Source organism: Undibacterium sp. Rencai35W (genome assembly GCF_049340185.1).
GTDB lineage: Bacteria > Pseudomonadota > Gammaproteobacteria > Burkholderiales > Burkholderiaceae_D > Undibacterium.
Genome location: NZ_JBMPPC010000001.1, coordinates 197,756 through 215,304, shown reverse-complemented (window position 1 = coordinate 215,304; position 17,549 = coordinate 197,756). Strand labels below are relative to the sequence as shown.

Here is a 17,549-nt window from a genome sequence, read left to right as displayed (position 1 = left end):
GCATCTAGTCCCTTGAATCTGGTGCGGCTGGCAGGAATCGAACCCACGACCCCTTGGTTCGTAGCCAAGTACTCTATCCAGCTGAGCTACAGCCGCGAAAAAACAAAATTATAGCATAGCAATCCTGAATTAGGAACACCCAAACCAGTAATGAATGGCGGTTTTCTGCTAAATTCCGGACAAATCCTCTTAGGAGGAGACCAAGTGAATGAGGTAGACGAGCTTAGACCAATAAACTCACGGAACCAGCTAGCCATAAGAAAATTTAACGCAACTGAGAGGAAACTCCAGGTAATTTTTATTGAAGTGGGTTTCAAGCCCATTAAAGAACTGACGAACTGTCAAGAAAAGAAAAAAGGGACTAGATTTACATCTAGTCCCTTGAATCTGGTGCGGCTGGCAGGAATCGAACCCACGACCCCTTGGTTCGTAGCCAAGTACTCTATCCAGCTGAGCTACAGCCGCGAAAGACCAAGATTATAGCATAGCAATTTTCAGTTGATAAGCCTTTTGCTCTTTTTTATTCCTCAAATCTCAACTTGCGAGCCGACTTCGATCACCCGGTTAGTTGGAACCTGATAGTAATCCGCTGCATCACGGGCATTGCGCGACATCGCAACAAACAACCATTCACGCCACAATGCCATACCGCTGCCAGGGCGAGAGACGATCGTCTGACGTGCAATAAAATAAGAGGTTTCCATCGGTTCGAATTTCAAACCATAGGTTTCACACAACTCCAGCGCCTTCGGAATATCCGGCTCATTTTTAAAACCGTAGTTCACGTCGATCTGGAAACAGTTATGTCCTAAATCTGCCACCCTGATTCGATCAGAGAACGGCACCCAAGGAATTTCCTTGTTATGCAACGTCAAGAATACGACCCGCTCATGCAAAATTTTGTTATGAGACAGATTATGCAGCAGCGCATGCGGTACACCGTCCGCTTCACCACGTAAAAATATCGCGGTTCCATCAACCCTGATCGGAGGCGAGACAAACAAGGAAGATAAAAAGTCCTCCAAGGGAATTGCGTGCTTCTTTAAATTCTCAAACACCAGCTCACGTCCACGCTTCCATGTGACCATGATCGTGAACATGATGATGCCCAACACGACCGGAAACCAGCCGCCGTGAAAAAATTTCAACACGTTCGCGGAGAAGAATGCAACGTCAATAATCAGGAAAAAACCCGTCGCGACAAAACACAGGAAAGGATTGTATTTCCAGCCGTAGCGAATCACGAAGAATGTGAGCAAAGACGTTACTAACATCGTACCAGTGACGGCAATGCCATAAGCGGATGCCAGATTCGATGAAGAGCCAAAGCCCACAACGGCAGCAACCACGACCAATAATTGCAACCAGTTAACTGCAGGAATATAAATCTGACCAATTTCTTTAGACGACGTATGAATGATTTTCATGCGTGGCAAAAACCCAAGCGAGATGGCCTGCTTCGTCATAGAGAATGTGCCGGAAATTGTCGCCTGAGACGCAATCACCGTCGCAATCGCCGATAAAGCCACCAGAGGATAAATACTCCACGCACCCAGCTGGGAATAAAAAGGATTGGCCACGGCAGCAGGATTATCAATCAACAATGCGCCCTGCCCCAGATAATTCAGACCCAATGCAGGGAAGACAATCAGGAACCACGCCATACGGATAGGCTTAGGACCAAAATGTCCCATATCCGCGTACAAGGCCTCTGCACCAGTAAATGCCAGCACAACGGCACCGAGTGCGAGAAAGGCAAGGGAACGATTTTCCGTTAAAAAGTGAACAGCATGCCATGGATTCAAGGCACCCAAAATCATCGGCATTTTGATGATGTTATATATACCCATCGCCGCTAATGCAAAAAACCAGATCACCATAATCGGGCCGAACCATCGACCGATACCCGCCGACCCTTTGTGTTGTACCGAATATAGCGCGATCAATACCACCAGCGTAATCGGAACTACATAGGGAGAGAACGCAGGCGTTGCAACCTCAAGTCCCTCAATCGCCGACAAGACGGAAATTGCCGGGGTGATGACACCGTCTCCATAAAATAAAGCGGCGCCAAACAGGCCAAGTACGAATAGGAGGAAATGCCATTTCGAGGACTTGCCGACGGACTCCAGCGCCATTGCAGTCAGCGCCATGATGCCGCCTTCACCTCGGTTATCTGCCCGTAAGATCAGCGTCACGTATTTAACTGCAACGATAATGAACAAGCCCCACAAAATCAGTGAGACGATGCCAAAAATGTTTGCTTCAGTGAGTGGAAGTCCGTGCTCTTTTGAAAATACCTCTTTCATCGTGTAAAGAGGACTGGTGCCGATATCGCCATAGACGATGCCGATGGCAGCTAACGTTAGAGCCGTTAAGCTGCTTTTAGTATGTTGATTAGCCAATTGTGTACCTTGTTATTATTGGTGCATTGCACAATAGGTGATACGGCAAAGAATTTCAAGAAGGAAATTCATGAAATAACGAGTCATATGTATTTGTGCAACAACTATCGACACTCTGCAAAGTTTTGGTTGTTATGTCAATCAAAACAAGCCGCAATTTAATTACATCGAAGGCCATCACCATATGGAGAGAAGCAGGTAGGAAAACAACCAGCGCCAAGCTTCTTACTATGATTAAATCAGGAAGACTTAAATCATCGTCCACCCAAAAAAAACGCCACGAAATAAATAAAATGGTAACTTACTAAAAAGCAACGGATCACATTTCCATTATTGCAATCAACTGAGTTTGGTTTAAGATGGGTTTACTACGAGGGACAGTTATTTTAATAAAACGCATGTAATTCCGATTTACTCATTGTGTAACCACACCGATGAATGATCAATTCGACGAATTCAGCTCATTATCTCAAGCAAACGAACTGCCAGCCTCGCATAGCAATGGAAGTGCTATGCCTACTCCAGCGGCACCGACGACGACCGCTCGCCTTCAATACCTGATTGAGAATACTCCTGCCATTATTTATAGCAGCGTGCCGACTGGCGATTTTAAAATGACGTTTGTCAGTAGTAATGCGCTGCGTGTCCTTGGCTATCACCCGCAAGAAATGGTGTCCGATCCGAATTTCTGGTTCGACCATATCCATCCAGAAGATATTCCTCAAATATTCTCTAGTATCGGAATGCTCTTTACCGAGGGCTCCAGAACCTACGAATACCGTTTTAAAGGCAGTAATGGTAGCTACATCTGGATGCATGACATGCTCAGGCTCATACGGGATGCTGACGGTAACCCGGTAGAAGTCGTCGGCTCCCTCACTGACATTACTCAACGCAAACAAATGGAAGAAGCGTTGCAAAAAAAGGGAGAAGAGCAGCAAGCATTGATCCAGAAATTGCAGGAAGCTCAGGAGCAATTACTACAATCCGAAAAAATGGCCTCCGTCGGACAACTTGCGGCAGGCATCGCACATGAAATCAATAACCCTGTCGGGTTCGTTAATTCGAACATGGGGTCTTTGCAAAATTATGTAGGAACCTTGTTTGGTGTCATTGAGCAATACGACAAATTATTTCAACACATCCCTCCAACCTCTGAATTTCACAAGCGTCTGGCAGCTATAAGAGAAAAAGCAGATCTAGCTTTTTTAAAAGAAGATGTCGAAGACCTTGTACGGGAATCAATGGATGGCCTGAAACGCGTCAAAGATATTGTTCAGTCCCTGAAAGATTTTTCTCACGTCGGAGAAACTGACTGGCAAGAAGCCGATATTCATCAGGGAATTGATAGCACTTTGAATATCGTCAAAAATGAAATCAAATACAAAGCGAATATCGTCAAGGAATACGGAAAACTACCGCCGGTGAAGTGCATTATTTCCCAGCTCAATCAGGTTTTTATGAATCTCTTTGTTAACGCATCACATGCAATCAAAGAGACCGGCGTCATCACGGTCAGTACCGGAGTACAGAGCGACTGGGTCTGGATTAAAGTAAGTGACACAGGTTCCGGCATCTCTCCAGAAAATTTAAAACGTATTTTTGAACCGTTTTTCACTACAAAACCTATCGGTAGCGGCACTGGTCTAGGCTTGTCTTTAACCTACGGGATCATAAAAAAACATCGAGGAAGAATTGAGGTAGAAAGCGAATTAGGTAAGGGCACCAGCTTTACTTTACATTTGCCAATACATCCAGAAAATGCGCCAGAAACCTAGAGCGGACATATAGGCCTAAGCCTTCTCAGGTGCAGCAAAGATCGCTGAAGGATTCAAGAATATTGCGAAAAATTGATTCGTATACCACCAATTATTTTGGCTGAATTTACACTCTTTATAAGCTTAAGAACCATGCCAAACCCAGCTAATTTCGATGAAAAAGTAAACCATATACTCGACACACTGAAAAGTAGTGAAGACATATTGTTGCAGCAACTAAACCTCCTCGACTTTAGTGACGCGGATGCAGCGGCGTTAGTTGACTTAGGGAAGAAAATGCATCCCTACCGCCAAAGACTCCTCGATATGTTGTCACAGCATATTAAAGTCACAAATCAGCTAACGCGTGCACTGACTACAGCAGAATACGAAGAGTTACACGACTATAACCGTGTCTATTTCTCGCTGTTAACTGGCGGCATTTACGATAAAAATTATATTCATAACCGACTCAATCTCGCTATAAAAAAACAAGATCTGGGTTTAAGTCATGAACACTACTTAAATATCTGCCGAAAATATTTATCGGAAATAAAATCTATCGTATGGGAAACCAGCGAGCATGATTTCTCAAGATTTAATCTCTACTTTGATGCCCTGATCAAGCTGATCTTCTTTGATATAGGTGTTGTCCTGAATGCCTACTCCTACAATGAAAAATTTAAACTGGAGGAAGCAAAAAAAGTACGGGAAGAACTAGAAAAAGAATTTCTTTTTCAGAAAACGCATGACGATCTGACGGGCCTTCCTAATCGTAGTTTATTAAAAGACCGCACTAAACAAGCAATCTACTCAGCAGACAGAAGAGCAACTACCGTCGCGATACTTCATCTTGGACTAGATCACTTCAAACAAATCAACGACGGTGTTGGCTATAACACCGGAGACGAAATACTAAAAAACATTGCAGAACGACTACACCAGTCGGTCCATGAAGCAGACACGGTATCGTATTACGGAGGAGACGAATTCGTATTGATTCTAAAAGATTTTGAAAGAACAGAAAATATTATTAATGTCTGTGAACGCATCTCAGGTGTCATCGCTGAACCCTATTTAGCGAACGGCATAGAATTACATCTCTCTTGTAGTATAGGTATCGCGCTCTACCCACAGGACAGTCTCAATGACGACGAATTATTTACCTTTGCTGATCTGGCGCTGAACAGCGCCAAAGAATTAGGACGTAGCAATTTTCAGTTTTACTCGGCAAAAATGAATGCCATTACCAAGGATCGTGTAGAAATATCAAACGACCTTCATAAAGCGATCGTCGCAGAAGAATTGTCTGTGCACTATCAGCCTAAAGCAGATTTACAAACAGGAAAAGTCATCGGCCTCGAAGCATTGCTGCGCTGGGCTCACCCTCATAGAGGCATGGTTTCTCCGGCTTACTTCATTCCGATTGCAGAAGAATCCGGATTAATTGAAAAACTCGGCAACTGGGTTATTAAACAAGTTTGCAGGGATATCGTCGCCTGGAAGCAGGATGGCATTATCGCTCCATGTATCGCCATCAATGTCTCTCCGCGGCAGTTACAGAACCCTTTCTTTAGTACTAAGTTACTGAGTATTCTGAAAGAAATGCAAATCAGTCATGACATGATTTCTTTAGAAGTAACCGAGAGTGTTCTCATGGATAACAGTTCTCCGGTTGGCAATATGCTGAAAGGATTTAAAGAACATGGCATTACTCTGGCCTTAGACGACTTTGGTACCGGCTATTCGGCACTCAGCTACCTCAAGCATTTCCCGTTTGATTACGTCAAAATCGATCAATCATTTATTCGGGACATCAACGAAAATTCCGGCGACGCCTCTATATCTAAGGCCGTGATCGCTATGGCGCACAGCCTGGGTATTAAAGTCATCGCAGAAGGTGTAGAGACAGAAGCCCAGTGCGCATTTTTAAGTCTCAATATGTGCGATCAGATTCAGGGATATTATCTTTCCAGGCCCATGCCCGCAGATAAAACAAAAGAGTTTCTGAAAAATGATATCTGTTTGGACAGCCATTTATTACGAATGGAAAAATTACAGCGGTCTTTGTTATTGGTTGATGACGAACCCAATATTTTAGCGTCCTTGAAACGACTTTTACGGCGCGACGGATATCAGATAATTACCGCTAATAGCGGGCAAGATGGCCTCAGACTACTCAGCGAAAACAAAGTTGACGTCATCGTCTCTGATCAGCGTATGCCAGAAATGACCGGTGTAGAATTTCTACGTAATGCAAAAAAACTTTATCCGGATACGATACGCATCGTGCTATCTGGCTATACCGAATTGCAGTCAATTACAGATGCGATTAATGAAGGTGCTATCTATAAATTCCTGACCAAACCTTGGGATGATGAACAGCTCAAAGAACAAATAGCAGAAGCATTTCAGCATAAAGAAATGGCCGATGAAAATCACAGGCTTAACATGCAAGTACAGACGGCCAATCAGGAACTGGCAACCACCAATCGTCATCTGGCCGATGTACTGAAACAAAAGCAGCTACAAATAAACCGTGATGAAACCAGCCTGGAAATTGTCAGAGAAGTCTTGCAATATATTCCCGTGCCGCTGATTGGTATTGATGACGACGGTATGGTGGCGTTCATCAATCAGGCAGCAGAGATGCTGTTGCAAAAATCAACGCCGATGCTAGGAGAAAATATACAACTGCTGTCCCGTGAACTCAGCCACTCTTTACAAGCGCGTGAAGCGGGTCAGGATTTTCAAGTTACGATAGAAAATACCTGCTACATCGCTAACTGGAAAATAATGGGAGAGCGATCGCAATCTCGTGGAAAACTAATTACTTTGCGAATAGCGAATTAGCATGCACAAGTACATCAGGGTCTGCGACGCACTACCCGATATGATCATTGCTAATGATTTTTTCGATGAAGGGGGCTGTGTACTATTACCGAAAGGAAGCGTACTCACATCAGCGCTGATTCAGTCATTGATCAAACGAGACATTGACCAAGTATGCGTCACAATCAACGATGCGACGAGCCATTCTGATATGAACAAGGCAGAGCAGCAACACGAACGTCTTGATCAGATATTCAAACAAACAGAACATCTGCCTGTCAACTTGCAGCTAAAGGAATATCTGTCCGAATATTATACGGAGAAGACCAAATGAATCAGACGGGTCATATTTCGCCGGAAGCGATTGCGACAAAAATTCAACAGCTTCCCGCGCTGTCTTCGATCGTGACAGAATTACTGGCAAGTATGGAAAAAGACGATGTCGATATCAACTTGATCGTCACAAAAATTTCACATGACCAGACACTAACGGCCAAAGCATTAAGGCTCGCCAACTCATCGTTTTATGGCATGCAATACCAGATCACCAGTATACAAGAGGCGATCAGCGTATTAGGATTTCGCAGCGTACAAACATTGGTAACAACAACCGCCATTATCTCCAGTTTCACAAAAAATCATTCTTCTATTTTTGACTTCACTGTATTTTGGAGACACGCCATTGCTAGTGCAATATGCGCACAGGAAATTGCTCGCTTTGTAAAAATCAATCCGGACAAGGCATTTACAGCCTGCCTGCTTCATGACATCGGCAAATTAGTTCTGATCACGACATACGAAGAACAATATACGCAAGTCCTGGAACAACAAAGACAATCCAATATGTCTTTATCTTTATTAGAAAACAAAATATTAGGTATTGATCACGCCGCAGTCGGAAGTGCGCTGGCAAGCTATTGGAAATTTCCTGAAGAGATGCAACACGCGATTGCTAGTCATCATACGATCAGCGCAGAAAACAATCATCCGCTTGCGTTGATTTTGCATGTGGCGGATGCGATTACTCACGCCTTAGATTTGACTGACGCTGATGACGAGACGGTACCAGAAATAAACGATTTCGCCTGGCAACAACTAGGATTAACTCGCCAGGCATGTAAAAAAATATTCTCCCGCACAGAAATGCAATTCGAAGAAATTTGTGCAATATTAATCGCCTAATCTGGAGATATAGTGATAAATCAACCTCCCTCCGATTCCATACAGCGAGCAGATGACCAACACACATCCGCTGTTGACGGCATTTCTGCTACTGCAGAACGCAACTTGCTCTCAGAAGAAAAACCAGATGAGCTGGCTTTAAGTTTGATGGATCTGGATTTATTTCAATTTTTAGATAGCAATCCTGTTCCCACCTTTGTCATTAATAAAGAGCACTTCATCACTCATTGGAACCGGGCAGCAGAGCGAGTTCTCGGGCACTCTGCCAGTACAATGGTCTCTACACAAAAACAATGGCTACCATTTTACCGGCATAAACGTCCGGTACTTGCCGACCTGGTCATAGCAGAACAGGTAGAAAACAGTGTAGACACTTTCTACAACAAAAAATTTAAAGCATCGACCCTAATCAAAGGCGCCTATGAAGTAGATGATTTTTTTCCTCATCTCGGGCAAAGCGGATTGTGGTTACATTTTACGGCAGCACCTTTATTTAATCATCAGGGTGAAATCATTGGTGCGATCGAAACCTTAGAGGATATTACTGAGCGTCACGATGCAGAAGAAGCTTTACGTAAAGCCCATAATGACTTGGAAACACTCGTCAAAAAAAGAACTGAACAATTAGCCGAAGCAAATCAAAAATTAGAAGCCGACTTGCAACAGCGCGCCATCATCGAATTTGAATTAATACGGCGCAATGGCGAACTGACCCAACTCAACATCCAGCTATCCAAAGCGCAGGAGCAACTACTACAATCCGAAAAATTAGCATCCATAGGTCAATTGGCGGCAGGCGTCGCGCATGAAATCAATAATCCTGTAGGATATATTTTTTCGAATTTCAGCTCACTCGAAAAATACATAGACGACTTGTTTGACATGCTCAATGCCTACGAATCCGCCGAGCAGCATATTAGCCAGGCAAGTATTCGTACTAATCTGGAAAAATTAAAAAAAGATCTGGAGCTGGATTTTTTAAAAGATGACATCCCCGAACTCATGTCTCAATCCAAAGAAGGCATTGGCCGGGTACGCAAGATTGTTCAGGATCTCAAAGATTTTTCAAGAACAGATACCAACAATGTATGGCAGTGGTCAAACCTCCATCAGGGCATTGATTCAACACTCAATATCGTCAACAACGAGATCAAATATAAAGCGGACGTCATCAAAGAATATGGGCATATTCCTGACGTCGAATGTTTGCCGACCCAGATTAATCAAGTCATCATGAACCTGGTGGTAAATGCCAGCCATGCAATTGGCGATGAACGCGGCAAAATTACCATACGTACATTCCCAGAGCCGCAGCACGAACAGGAATTCGTTATCATCGAAGTAGAAGATAACGGATCCGGTATTCCTAAAGAGATTACATCGCGTATTTTTGATCCTTTTTTTACGACAAAACCAATAGGCAAAGGAACCGGTCTAGGTCTCTCATTAGCTTACGGCATTATCCAAAAACATCATGGCCAGATCAGTCTCTCCTCAGAAGTAGGGAAAGGTAGCTGCTTCCGTATCAAACTACCCGTCAAACACCTGGAATCCGGCAACAATAAGGAGAGTACATCATGAGCGACGCCCTCCTTCCTGACCAGCAATCAGAAGCGGAACGAATGGAGCAATTTGTTCTGTCGGCAAAAATTTTATGTGTCGATGACGAACCCAATATCCTGTCATCTTTACGCCGCCTTTTTCGTGCCAAAGGTTACAAAGTTTTAATCGCCAACAGCGGACAGGAAGGCTTAGCTGTCATGGAAACCGAAGCAATCGACCTGGTCATTTCCGACATGCGCATGCCAGAAATGGATGGCGCCCAGTTCTTGGAGAAAGTACGAAGCCGCTGGCCGACGACCTTACGTCTTTTATTGACCGGATACGCCGATGTTCAGGCCATTATTGATGCGATCAATCGCGGTGAAATTTATCGCTACATCACTAAGCCGTGGGACGATAACGACATCATGCTGGTGGTTCGCCAGGCATTGGAACGCAAAGCACTGGAGAACGAAAAGAAAAGACTGGAAGCTCTGACTTTGCGCCAAAACGACGAGCTGAAGGAGTTGAATCACAGCCTCGAAGCGAAAGTGGAAGCACGGACTGCTGAACTAAAAAAAGCACATGACTCTCTGATCCATGCCAACGACAAACTTAAGACCAGTTTCTTAACCTCCATCAAAGTGTTTTCCAGCCTGATAGAAATGCGTGGCGGCAAACTTGCAGGACGCTCCAGAAGAGTCGCTGACCTAGGCAGAAAAATTGCCATCCGGATGGGATGCGATGCTAAAGACTCACAAGAAATTTTCGTCGCAGGTTTATTGGTAGATATCGGCAAAATCGGTTTTTCTGATGAGTTACTGAATACTCCCGTCAATAACATGAACGGTGACGAACTTGGTGACTATCACAAACACACCATACGCGCAGAGCAATTACTGATGCCGCTGGAAGACTTACAGGGAACCGCCAGAATACTCCGGTCGCAGCATGAACGATTTGATGGTACAGGCTTCCCTGATCGTTTACTGGCAGAAGCCATCCCCTTAGGCGCTCGCATACTAGCGCTGGTCAGCGACTACGACAGCCTGCAAACCGGTAGCCTGGTGCAGCGCCGGCTACCTGCGGATGAGGCGCAAAGAGTCATACAGCGCGGTTTAAAAAGTCGCTACGATGAGAATGTCGTCAACGCCTTCAATCAGGTTATGAGCGGGCATCTGGGCGAACCGATAGCGGATATGGAGATTGCCATTCGTGACTTGCAGGCCGGCATGGTGTTATCGACTGAAATGATTTCGCGTGACGGTGTCATGTTGTTACCTGCAGATCATGTGCTGACGGACCGTATCATCGAAAAAATGCGTCTCTACGATGCATCGAATGGTGGACGTATGACACTGCGGGTAAGGACGAATCCAGTGAGCTCAACAACAAACGCGCAAGCAAACTCTTACGCCAATATCATAAGGAGAACATAATGCGTCGCGCCTTATTAGTTGATGACGAAATGAATGTATTACACGCTCTTCAGCGTAGCCTTCGCCCTATCGCCCAAAAATTTAATATTGATATTGAGTTATGTAACGACCCCAAGCTTGCGATTCAAAAAATGGGGACGACTCAATACGATTTTATTATTTCTGATTACCATATGCCTTCGATGAACGGAGTGGATTTTTTTAGAATCGCGAAAGAAGTCCAGAGCAACAGTATCCGCATGATGCTCAGCGCATCGGCTGACTTCAAGACGATTATGGGTGCCGTCAACGAAGCTGAGGTATTTCGCTATATTACCAAGCCCTGGGAAACCGCCGACCTGGAAGAAAACGTGCGGTTAGCACTGGATCTAAGAGATCAGCTACTTAAAGATAAACAAATCCTTGATCAGGTACAGGCTGAACATCATCAACTCACGCCGGAAGAGCTGGAAAAGAAACGTCTGGAGGAGAGTGAGCCAGGTATCACCAAGGTTGTCTGGGATGCACGCGGAGGCGTGGTTCTTGACAGCGCAGAGCAGCCTCCCGAAACATGAGGCCTTGCTCTTTCAAGGTCTTGAGTACGATGTTGAACCAGCTCAATCGCGTCTCATGAGTAAAAAATAGACGATTCAAAAATGAATCCGCAGTAAAGACAAGCCTTCTGGAGGCATTTGGGCTTGTAAGCCGCATCCAGCTTGCGGATTCAATATGAGATTAATTTAAATTTCTTCTATAATGCGCAGGCTTATGGTGCTACAAACCTGCTACTGCCACGGATCTTATCCAACCATACTATGTTTGCGAGCTACTCTGCCGACTTGATATGGCCACATCGCTGACGATGCAAGCCGACAGAATAGGCAAGCACTTAAAAATTCCGACTAAAAATTTTTGCTTACAGAAGCTACTAACGCCGTTTTACCCAAAAACTTGCCATTCACGGGCGAAGCATAAGCGAGTTTATCTGCATTTGTGCCAATGACAGCAACCGCCCAGTTGATTGACCATAGTTCTTTGGTGACGCCGATTTTCCAGTCGGTATAGGTTGCGGCAGAATTATTTTTCACATTCTGGCGACCGGCGTGCAGATTGAGTACCAGTCCTGTATCGAGATCCAGATTGACGCCGAGATCTAGGTATCCGCTATTTTTACTCTCGGCAAAACCAAATAAATTGGTCACGGCATGCGAGTATTTTGCATACGCGGGACCATAGCTTAGCTGTCCATAGATTTCCGTTGTGTTAGCGTTCACTGCCAAGCCGTTGGATGGATAAACATAGGTCAATACGCCGACGTCGTAGCTAATATCCTTAACGATCTCGCCACGTTTACCGGCATATAGATCGATCTCAAGATCGCCGCTACCTCCGGCATCTTTTGTCCATTTGATGGTCGACGCCCACGTTCCTGCATAGAATCCACTAGGATTGTTCGTATAATCAGCACCGCCCTGTAAGGCAGGCTGCAAGCGGGTCTGCGAGATTCCGCGATAGCGATAATCGGATGTTACTGCGGCATTAAAACTCAACTCGTTGTCTGGCTTCACTTCTTCTGCGCATACCGCTGTTCCACAAAGTAAGCTGGAGAGCACACTCATCAACATTATTTTTTTCATTGGATTTCCACATTCATATAAAAACTACTGATTTAAAAAAACTGCTGATACGGTGTTCTGGCTAATCGATCGAGGACTTCCCGACAAGCCATGCAACAACGCACAGCTACCTACAACGACACTCAATAACAGTACGGCATGCCATTTCACAAAAAACAGGCGTACAAAGGCCTGACTCTCAGCCTGGCAAAGCTGAAAGTAATTAATGACTACTTAAGTAAATGAAGGGCTTAGCAGATTATTGGATCAGTTCTGTTCGCTGGTTCAACGAGTGCTCTGCACTCACTAAATACTCACGACCAATCACAGCACAATTCACCGACCAGTTGACGTGAGCCCGCTTCACATCGGTAGCAACAATCGATAACCTACTGCGGTCTCCGTTAGCAGGTAGCGAGGCTGCGTCGGATCATCTTCGAGTTTCTGTCGTAAATGTCCCATATAGATTCGCAGATAATGGCCGTCTTCGGCATGCGATGGTCCCCAGACTTCCCTCAATAATTGCAAGTTAGTGACGACTCGTCCTGCATTGTTGACCAGCACGCTGAGCAGACGAAATTCCGTTTTCGTCAGATGCACCATATTGCCGCCTTTGGTGACCAGGCGTGCCTGCTGATCAACGCGGATATCGCCGAACTGGACTATCCCGTCGGTGGTGGTACCTGGCTGGCGCTGGCGGCGTAAGGTCGCACGTACCCGCGCCAATAATTCGCCCACACCAAAAGGCTTGCTTAAAAAATCGTCGGCACCCGCATCCAGCGCCTTGATTTTATCGGTCTCATTAACCCGTGCCGACAAGACGATAATGGGAACGCTGGACCAATGACGCAGGTCTTTGATGAAATCGACACCATCACCGTCCGGCAAACCGAGATCGAGAATAATCAAATCTGGCTGGCGCGTACCGGCGTCAATCAAGCCACGTTGAAACCCTCCGGCCTCTTCAACTTGCCAGCCCTCCTCTTCTAACGCACTACGTACAAAACGACGTATTTGCGGCTCGTCCTCAACCAATAGCGCAGTAGGTTTTGATTCAGTTTTCATCACTTGGTTTTAATCAATCAGCATTCGTTAAATAGCAGCAGGTATTGCTCATAGATGACCGCTTACATCGGAACAGGCACGGCGCGCTCAAACGTCACCCGCATCAAAATCCGGTAACGACGGCGGTGAGCCCAGTGGCAAAGTAAAGCAGATACAGGCCCCACCGAGTTGCGAACTCGCTGGGGCGATACGTCCACCATGCGCCTCAACAATCGCACGGCAAATCGCCAGTCCTAAACCAACACCCGGCGTCGCAGACTCGCGCTCCCCGCGGGTAAATTTTTCAAAAATGAGCTCTTCACGTCCGGCGGGCAATCCAGGACCGTTATCATCGACCATGATCTTGATCATCGAATGGCTGTCATCAATCTCGGCACGGATGACAATCACAGCATGAGTGGTCGAGTATTTCGCTGCATTCTCCAGCAAATTACATAGCACCCGCTCAATCAGCACTGCATCAAAATGCAGTAAAGGCAGATCCGCCGGCAAGGCCGTCTGTACTCGGGCTTGCGCCAGAGCCGCGGTGCTGGCACGTAGGGCACTGCCCACGACTTCTTCCAGCGGCTGCCATTGCAGGTTCAACTTCACTTCGCCGCTTTGGATGCGTGCCATATCCAACAGATTCGCCACCAGAGCGCTCATACGCAAAGATTCGGTATGCAGATTTTGCGCCATCTGTTGCTGCAAATCGGTCAGCGCCGGTTTGGACATGGTCAGCGATTCGGAGATGCCAACCAGCGAGGTCAAGGGCGTTCTTAAATCATGCGACAAAGCGGCCAGTAATGAATTGCGCAGGCGTTCTGATTCCATATAGATCAATGCCTCTTGCGCGACCTCGATGTAATGCACGCGTTCCAGCGCAATCGCAGCAAGTGCGGCAAACGTATCAAGCTGCTGACGCTGTTCTGGTATTAAGATCCAGCGACGGTTATCCGGTTGTATCGCTAACAGGCCACGAGTGCGCATCGGCGCCACCAGAGGCAAATAAAAGAAATTACTTGCCGGCAGCGTATCGGTACCTATGCCGGCAGCTTCGACCTTATCAAAAGCCCATTGCGCAATTCCCAGATCCAGCCCTTCAGCGATCGCGGCGGGCGCTTGCAATTTGCCATTAGCGTCTGGCAACAACAAAATCGCTCTGGCGCGAAAAGCTCGTTGAATAATGGCTTGCGTGCTCTCAGAAATCTGCTCATCTTGCAATACGCCGGACAAATCCCGTGCAAACTCATACAGAGCACGCGCCCGCAACTCCCGATGCGAGGCAACTCTGGCCTGATAACGCAAACCTGCGGTCAGGTGTCCGGTCAGCAAACCTACTGCCAGCATCACAGCAAACGTCACTAGATATTGAAAATCACTGACCGCAAAGGTAAACCGCGGTGGTACAAAGAAAAAATCAAACACTGCCACACCCACCACCGTCGCCAGCACCGAGGGACCGCGCCCCAGACGAAATGCGACCAGCACCACCACCAGCATAAACAGCATCGCAATATTCACGAGATGTAAAAAATTCAGCAAGGGCGTACAGGCGATTGCGGCTGCGATAATCGCCAGCAAGGCATACAGATAGCGCAGATGTCGGACCAGCCAGCGAACTGGATTGACTGGCATTGTTGCGTCAGTCCATGCAGTCGTCGATGGAGCGTTATCAAAAAATTCTGTTCTATGACGAGGTACTGCGTCATCTGACTGATTGCGCTGATTTCGGGAATCCTGTCGTTCATTCACAGAATCAATAGGATCTGTCACCGCCCGTCCGATCTCGATCAGATCCAGATCCGGTGCCAGTGCGGCCATTTTTTTATGTAACGATACCGACGTCCAAGAGTAGTGACGACGTCCCAGGACGATCTTGGAAAAATTATGGCTATGCGCATAGTCAACGACTTCATTCGCGACATCCTGACCGCTAAGCACCGCCGTTTTGGCGCCGAGGTCTTGCGCCAGTTTCAGGCTTTTTAAAATTCGTTCGCGCTGACTGGCAGATAGCCGCTGCAATTGCGGCGTCTCGACATATACGGCATGCCATTCCGCGCTAAGCTGACTCGCCAGACGTGCTGCACTGCGTATCAGATGATCCGCACCGGGTCCGCTGCCGACACAGGCCAGCAGCGCGGCATCGGTCTTCCACACCTTGCCTATCGATTTCTCAATCCGGTACGCCTGCACGTCTTCTTCGACACGGTCCGCAGTGCGGCGTAATGCCAGTTCACGTAGCGCAATCAGATTCCCTTTACGGAAAAAATTCTTTGCTGCCCGTTCGGCTTGCTGCCCGTGATAAACCCGCCCTGTTTGCAGGCGTGCCAATAACTCATCGGCAGGTACATCGACCAGTACTACCTCGTCGGCGTCATCAAACACTGTATCCGGCACTGTCTCTGACACGCGGATACCGGTGATGCCGCCAACGACATCGTTCAGGCTATCCAGATGCTGCACGTTGACGGTGGTGTAGACATCAATCCCTGCGTCGAGCAATTCCTCGACATCTTGCCAGCGCTTGGGATGGCGAGAACCCGGCGCATTTGAATGCGCCAGTTCATCGATCAAAATCAGGGGTGGATTACGCGCTAAAGCACTATCGATATCAAATTCGCTCAGCGTCTTGTCGCGGTAGGCAACCGCCTTCGGGGGCAACAGTGGCAACCCATCGAGTAAGGCCAGGGTTTCACGACGTCCATGGGTTTCCACCACACCGATCAATACCTTCTGCCCTTCGGCTTGCAGTTTATGTGCAGCACTCAGCATGGCGTAGGTCTTACCTACACCAGCAGAAGCACCGAAATAAATCCGCAATTTGCCACGTGAGGCACGACGTTCCTGCGCCTGCACATGCGCAAGCAAGACATCGGGATCAGGACGTTGATCGTTCAGATTGGCCATTTTTCTAAAAAACTAGTTGTAGGTGAACGATTTAGCTACGGGATAAAAACAAAACCTGCTCATTGCTCACCAGATCAGACAAATTCAGTAATTAAGGGGAGTATGCATAAAAACACTGCCTTATCCGCACTATTTATATAGGTGATATAAAAATACATATAGGAGTATCTCTATATCACCTAAATTCCGACTTCCCGGACACAACCTCAGCGAGATGATCTTTTCTGGCGTGATGGCAGTGACCTGAGATTGCTATCGGCTACTTCGCGCCATCTAAAGCCAGGTTCAAGGCTAATACGTTGACCCGTGGTTCGCCAAATACACCCATCACCGGACGTTGTGAGAATTGTTCGATCAACGCCATGACTTGTTCGTTTGTCATTTTACGCTCGCGAGCAATTCTAGTCGCTTGATATTGTGCCGCGGCGATACTGATTTCTGGATCAAGACCACTGGCTGATGCGGTCACTAAATCGACTGGAATCTTTTGTTTATTCTCTGGATCAGCTGCTTGCAAGGTCGCAATGCGTCCTTTAACCGCATCCATCTGTGCTGGATTAAATGGGCCCAGATTAGAACCGCTCGACGCCGTTGGATTATTCGGCATCGGCGATGTCGCAGAAGGACGGCTCCAGAAATATTTGTTCGAGCTGAATGCCTGACCGATCAGGCTAGAGCCGATCAGCTTACCGTCGCGCTCCACTAGACTGCCTTCAGCTTGCTTGTTAAACGCTACTTTGCCGATGCCGGTAATCGCGTAGGGATACGCGACGCCAACGATCAGGCTAAAGCCAACAAACAACACCACGGCAGGACGAAATTGGGAAAATAGAGAATTCATTT

12 protein-coding genes and 2 tRNA genes are annotated in these 17,549 nt (G+C 46.6%); 7 read left to right on the top strand and 7 right to left on the bottom strand.

Translation table 11 applies throughout. The features are described 5' to 3' along the window. Positions 1–19: 19 nt before the first annotated feature. The 3 genes from ACO0K3_RS00900 to ACO0K3_RS00890 all read right to left on the bottom strand — a co-directional run bounded on the left by ACO0K3_RS00900 (position 20) and on the right by ACO0K3_RS00890 (position 2,405). Positions 20–96, bottom strand: a tRNA-Arg gene (locus tag ACO0K3_RS00900). Between the two features lie 292 nt (positions 97–388). Further along, positions 389–465: transfer RNA gene (locus ACO0K3_RS00895), tRNA-Arg, on the bottom strand. Between the two features lie 62 nt (positions 466–527). Continuing rightward, positions 528–2,405, bottom strand: coding sequence for a potassium transporter Kup (locus ACO0K3_RS00890; RefSeq protein ID WP_422981056.1), 1,878 nt, complete (start codon positions 2,403–2,405; stop codon positions 528–530). 512 nt (positions 2,406–2,917) lie between these two features. On the opposite strand from ACO0K3_RS00890, the gene ACO0K3_RS00885 reads away from it, so the two are divergent. From ACO0K3_RS00885 to ACO0K3_RS00855, 7 genes are all read left to right on the top strand, one after another. Beyond that, positions 2,918–4,183 (top strand): ATP-binding protein, encoded by a 1,266-nt coding sequence (locus ACO0K3_RS00885; protein WP_422981054.1) that lies wholly within the window; start codon positions 2,918–2,920, stop codon positions 4,181–4,183. Positions 4,184–4,315: 132 nt separating this feature from the next. After that, on the top strand, positions 4,316–7,015 hold the full coding sequence (locus ACO0K3_RS00880) for an EAL domain-containing protein (RefSeq protein ID WP_422981052.1): 2,700 nt from the start codon (positions 4,316–4,318) through the stop codon (positions 7,013–7,015). Position 7,016: 1 nt separating this feature from the next. Then, entirely contained in the window at positions 7,017–7,328 is a 312-nt protein-coding gene (locus ACO0K3_RS00875) for a hypothetical protein (protein ID WP_422981050.1), read from the top strand. Next, the gene (locus tag ACO0K3_RS00870) at positions 7,325–8,176 is read left to right on the top strand and encodes an HDOD domain-containing protein (protein ID WP_422981048.1); all 852 of its coding nucleotides are present in this window, start codon (positions 7,325–7,327) and stop codon (positions 8,174–8,176) included. The genes ACO0K3_RS00875 and ACO0K3_RS00870 overlap by 4 nt, the downstream gene beginning before the upstream one ends. A gap of 12 nt (positions 8,177–8,188) precedes the next feature. After that, positions 8,189–9,757 carry an ATP-binding protein gene (locus ACO0K3_RS00865; RefSeq protein WP_422981046.1) on the top strand — a complete coding sequence of 523 codons (1,569 nt, stop codon included), beginning with the start codon at positions 8,189–8,191 and terminating at the stop codon, positions 9,755–9,757. Further along, entirely contained in the window at positions 9,754–11,157 is a 1,404-nt protein-coding gene (locus ACO0K3_RS00860) for an HD domain-containing phosphohydrolase (RefSeq protein WP_422981044.1), read from the top strand. Before ACO0K3_RS00865 ends, ACO0K3_RS00860 begins: the two co-directional genes overlap by 4 nt. After that, the gene (locus tag ACO0K3_RS00855) at positions 11,157–11,711 is read left to right on the top strand and encodes a response regulator (protein ID WP_422981042.1); all 555 of its coding nucleotides are present in this window, start codon (positions 11,157–11,159) and stop codon (positions 11,709–11,711) included. The genes ACO0K3_RS00860 and ACO0K3_RS00855 overlap by 1 nt, the downstream gene beginning before the upstream one ends. Positions 11,712–12,038: 327 nt before the next feature. Here ACO0K3_RS00855 and ACO0K3_RS00850 read toward each other — a convergent pair whose 3' ends face one another. The 4 genes from ACO0K3_RS00850 to kdpC all read right to left on the bottom strand — a co-directional run bounded on the left by ACO0K3_RS00850 (position 12,039) and on the right by kdpC (position 17,547). Next, a complete protein-coding gene (locus ACO0K3_RS00850) occupies positions 12,039–12,773 on the bottom strand; it encodes a TorF family putative porin (protein WP_422981040.1) in 735 nt (244 codons plus the stop codon). A 342-nt stretch (positions 12,774–13,115) separates the two neighbouring features. Further along, positions 13,116–13,817 carry a two-component system response regulator KdpE gene (gene kdpE / locus ACO0K3_RS00845; RefSeq protein ID WP_422981038.1) on the bottom strand — a complete coding sequence of 234 codons (702 nt, stop codon included), beginning with the start codon at positions 13,815–13,817 and terminating at the stop codon, positions 13,116–13,118. An 87-nt stretch (positions 13,818–13,904) separates the two neighbouring features. Then, positions 13,905–16,706 (bottom strand): DUF4118 domain-containing protein, encoded by a 2,802-nt coding sequence (locus ACO0K3_RS00840; RefSeq protein WP_422981036.1) that lies wholly within the window; start codon positions 16,704–16,706, stop codon positions 13,905–13,907. A gap of 259 nt (positions 16,707–16,965) precedes the next feature. After that, positions 16,966–17,547: a potassium-transporting ATPase subunit KdpC gene (gene kdpC / locus ACO0K3_RS00835; protein ID WP_422981034.1), complete on the bottom strand. Its 582-nt coding sequence runs from the start codon at positions 17,545–17,547 to the stop codon at positions 16,966–16,968. Positions 17,548–17,549 lie beyond the last annotated feature (2 nt).